Origin of the sequence: Streptomyces sp. NPDC057307 (assembly GCF_042667665.1) — a bacterium.
Taxonomy (GTDB): domain Bacteria; phylum Actinomycetota; class Actinomycetes; order Streptomycetales; family Streptomycetaceae; genus Streptomyces.
In genome coordinates this window covers 1-1,770 of record NZ_JBHUZM010000273.1, presented here as the reverse complement: position 1 = coordinate 1,770, position 1,770 = coordinate 1, and the positions used below count along the sequence as shown (strand labels likewise).

The window sequence follows — 1,770 nt, the reverse complement described above, 5'->3', positions numbered from 1 at the left end:
CCGGGCAGCCTACCTGGGCGTGGCACTCCCCGATGACCCCGGCCGCCGGGACCCCGGACGTCGGCGGCGGCTGCCTCGACATCGGCGGCGGCCGTCGGCGGCGGCCGTGTCAGATGTTGAGGCGCAGCGTCCAGACGACGGTCATCTCGCCGGTGACGGCACCGTCCTCGCGGTGGAGGACGACGGCGACGGGGAATTCGGGGCGGCCGCCCTCGTCGAGTTCGGCGACGACCTCGGCCACCGGGCGGCCCACGGTGGCCGTCGCCGTGATGACGCCCTTGGCGAGCTTCTTGTAGCCGATCTCCGCCTTGACGACGAGCGGTACGGCGCGGGAGAGCTGGTCGCCGAAGGCGGCGAGCACGACGGCACCGCTGGCGGTCTCCCCGAGTGTGAACATCGCGCCGGCGTGCGGGCCGCCCACGTGGTTGTGGAAGTCGGCCCGGTCCGGAAGCCGTACGACCGCGCGCTCGGCGGTGGTTTCGAGGAACTCCAACTGGAGCGTCCTCGCCATGGGAACGGTGGCGGCGAGCATCTCGCCGACGGTCATCTGATCAGAGCTCATGCGCGCCGATATTACCCACGAGTAGCCTCAGTTGCCATCCTGCGACAGGGCGGCCGTAGCAGTGCGGGGACGACCCCTCTATCGTTACTCGCCATGTGGCCAGGACAGCAGCCGCCCGGGGGCGAGCAAAACCCGCAGGATCCGAATTCGAACCCGTACCAGCAGCCGGGGTACCAGCAGCCGAATCCCTATCAGCAGCCGGGATATCAGCAGCCTGGGCACCAGCAGCAGCCGGGTTATCCGCAGCAGCCCGGTTACCCGCAACAGCCGGGACAGCAGCAGCCCAACCCGTACCAGCAGCCCACCGTGCCGCAGTACGCGGTCCCGGGCGGGCCCGGGGGTCCCGATCCCTCGCAGGACAAGAAGCGCACGAAGACGGTGGCGATCGTCGCCGCGTCGGCGGTCGTCGTCGCGGCGGCGGCCACGGCCTTCTTCGTGCTCGGCCAGGACGACGACAAGAGCACGAACGTCGCCGACGACTCCAAGGCGTCCGAGTCGAAGCAGCCGAAGACGGATCCGTCGCCGAAGGTCAACCCGCGCGACGGTTCGGACGTCGCCAAGCCGACCGTCGCGGGCTGGAAGGTCGTGACGAACCCCAATCACGGGACGCAGTTCGACGTCCCCGCCGACTGGGTCGTCGAGAAGCCCGACACGTTCTCGGGCTTCGAGGACGCCGAGAAGGGTGACGGCTCGCCCGCCATCACCTTCTCCGCCCCCGCCTTCCTGAAGTCCAACTGGTGCGAGCAGGACACCGACAAGGACGGCACGACGGAGGACGTCAGCCTCGGCGGCACGGGCACCAAGGGCGGCAAGGGCGCCAAGGACACGGCGACCGCCGCCAGCAACGAGTCCGGCAGCTGGGTCTGGGCCGCGTACGGCCAGGAGGCCACCAAGGCACAGCAGCAGGCGGCGATCAAGGTCGAGAAGTCCAAGGCCTACACCACCAAGGCCGGACTCAAGGGGCACTACTCGACGGCCGCGAGCACGGGCCTGCCCAAGAAGGAGAAGTGCGACACCGACGGCAAGTCGATCGCCTTCACCTTCACCAACGCCAAGGGCGACTACACGACATGGGTCGTGTACGGCGCCAAGGGCGTGGAGGACGAGATCCCGGACGCCACGCTGATGAAGATCATGAGCACCGTCCGGCTGGTCGCCGAGTAGCCGGAACCCCGACCGCGTTCCTGACCGGCGTACGGCTGAGCCCC

The 1,770-nt window shown here is 69.4% G+C and carries 2 protein-coding genes; one reads left to right on the top strand and one right to left on the bottom strand.

The features are described from left to right. Nucleotides 1-109: 109 nt before the first annotated feature. On the bottom strand, nucleotides 110-547 hold the full coding sequence (locus ACFUN8_RS37275) for a DUF4442 domain-containing protein (RefSeq protein ID WP_383647867.1): 438 nt from the start codon (nucleotides 545-547) through the stop codon (nucleotides 110-112). A gap of 108 nt (nucleotides 548-655) precedes the next feature. Here ACFUN8_RS37275 and ACFUN8_RS37270 point away from each other — a divergent pair, with 108 nt between their 5' ends. Further along, nucleotides 656-1,726: a hypothetical protein gene (locus tag ACFUN8_RS37270; RefSeq protein ID WP_383647864.1), complete on the top strand. Its 1,071-nt coding sequence runs from the start codon at nucleotides 656-658 to the stop codon at nucleotides 1,724-1,726. Nucleotides 1,727-1,770 lie beyond the last annotated feature (44 nt).